Below are 1,911 nucleotides of genomic sequence, written 5' to 3'. Positions count from 1 at the left end.
CCGCCTGGTGAATGCGAATGCTGCCGCCAGTGACGACGGCGGCGGCGATGTAGCTGACGACTTCGATGTAGTCTGCCCCGATGCGGAACTCGCCGCCGTGCAGGCGATCCACGCCGTCGATCGTCAGCGTGTTGGAGCCGAGGTTGGCGATCCGGCCGCCCAGGGTGTTGAGGAGGTGGCACAAGTCCTGGATGTGGGGCTCAGAAGCGGCATTGCGGATCAGCGTGCGCCCGGAGGCCATGACGGCGGCCATGATCGAGTTCTCAGTGGCGGTGACACTGGCCTCGTCCAGCAGGATGTCTGCCCCGACCAGGCGGTGCGGGGCGCTCACAGTGAACTCCCGCTCGCTATAGCGGATGTCTGCCCCCAGCCTGCTCAGCGCCAGGAAGTGGGTATCCACCCGGCGCCGGCCGATCACGTCGCCCCCGGGGGGAGGCAGATCAATTCCGCCGGTGCGGTTGAGCATCGGCCCGGCCAGCAGGATGCTGGCCCGGATTCTGCGGCAGATGTCCGGATCCAGGTCGGCCCGGCGCACCTGGGCGGCATGAATGCGCCAGCTGTGCGTGTCCAGGGTCTCGATCGTCACGCCCAGGCTCTCGAGCAGCATGCGCATGTTGTGCACGTCGCCGATATCGGGGACATTGTACAGGGTCACCGGTTCATCGGTGAGCAGGCAGGCGGAGAGCAGCGGAAGGGCGGCATTCTTGTTGCCGGTGGCAGTGACCTCACCGTGCAGAGATTGACCGCCTTGGATTCGCAGGACTGCCATAGATCATCCTTTGTAACACAGTTGAACGCGATCGTCCAAGCGAACGCCGAGCGCCTCGTCAGCGCGGCCTCGGTTCACGCCGATCTCGAGCAGGCCCGAACTGCCGATGTAGGCCAGCGGCGCGCCGATGGCCACATCGGCGTAGGTGGCAACGAATGGGATTCTGGTCTTGGCCCACACGACGTACAGGCCTGGCGCGGGATAGGAAGCGGGTGGGAGCTGAGCGAGCCAGGGCTCCAGCTGCAGACGCTCGCCTGCGGCTTGAAGTGCGCCGATGCTGGTCAGCGCGTTGCCGAAGTGGTCGACATGGATCACCTCGCCCGTTAGTGTGCGGTGTGCGGAATCGCTCTCAAGCCGGGGTGACGCCAGAGGGACGATGGATGAGACGGGCTCGCCCAGGCGCTCGATCGGCCAGCCCGCGGCCAACCGGGCTGCCGCCACGGCAAATACGTCTCGCCCATGGAAAGTCCGGCTGACAGGCTGCGGTGGGTCGATCCGATCCGGGAGAATCTCGATGACCTGGCGGGGTGGGCGAGCCGTGGCCAGGTAGCTGAACAAGCCGTTGTCCGGCCCGACGGCGAGCAGGTGATCCCAGGCGAGAGCGATCGCCCGGCGGCCGGCGCCCACCCCGGGGTCGACGACGGCCAGCAGGATGCTGCCGGCGGGCAGGTAGGCGGCGGACTGCCAGATCGCCAGGGCGGCCTGGCGGATGTCGCCGGGGGGAACGGCGTGGGTCAGATCGATCCAGCGGGCGGAGGGCGAGATCCCCAGAACGACGCCCTTCAAGATGCCGACGAACGGGTCGTCGTGGCCGAAGTCTGTCACACTAGCAATCAGGGATGGGCTCATCGAAGATCAGGCTGATTCTAAAGGAAGAAGCGAGTCGCCGCGGAGGCTAGATTCCATAGCTAAGTGCAACGAACCTGTCGAATAGTACCTCGAAGGGTGTGCGGAACCCGAGGCATTTTCGTGGCCGGTGATTGAGCTCGGTGGCGATCGCTTCTAGGTCTTCCTGGGCGATGCGGCTGAGATCCGTACTCCTTGGAAGATAGCGGCGAAGCAGCCCGTTCGTGTTCTCAACCGTGCCTTTCTCCCAAGAGTGGTAGGGGTGGCAGAAGTAGAACGGAATGGACAGCAACCTT

The 1,911-nt window shown here is 65.3% G+C and carries 3 protein-coding genes; all 3 read right to left on the bottom strand.

The window, feature by feature from the left end:
* Positions 1 to 769 (bottom strand): UDP-N-acetylglucosamine 1-carboxyvinyltransferase (locus MUO23_06465; GenBank protein MCJ7512599.1); only part of this gene is annotated, 769 nt, incomplete at its 3' end.
* Positions 770 to 772: 3 nt separating this feature from the next.
* On the bottom strand, positions 773 to 1,618 hold the full coding sequence (locus MUO23_06460; GenBank protein MCJ7512598.1) for an SAM-dependent chlorinase/fluorinase: 846 nt from the start codon (positions 1,616 to 1,618) through the stop codon (positions 773 to 775).
* A 46-nt stretch (positions 1,619 to 1,664) separates the two neighbouring features.
* Positions 1,665 to 1,911 (bottom strand): IS30 family transposase (locus tag MUO23_06455; protein MCJ7512597.1); only part of this gene is annotated, 247 nt, incomplete at its 5' end.

The organism is Anaerolineales bacterium (assembly GCA_022866145.1).
In the GTDB taxonomy this organism is placed as follows: Bacteria; Chloroflexota; Anaerolineae; order Anaerolineales; family E44-bin32; genus PFL42.
Note: the sequence above shows the minus strand (reverse complement) of the source record. Positions and strands in the feature narration are given on the sequence as shown.

Bases quoted from the DNA above. Each gene is read 5' to 3' on its own strand.
- MUO23_06460 (MCJ7512598.1), bottom strand. From the start codon at position 1,618: ATGAGCCCATCCCTGATTGCTAGTGTGACAGACTTCGGCCACGACGAC.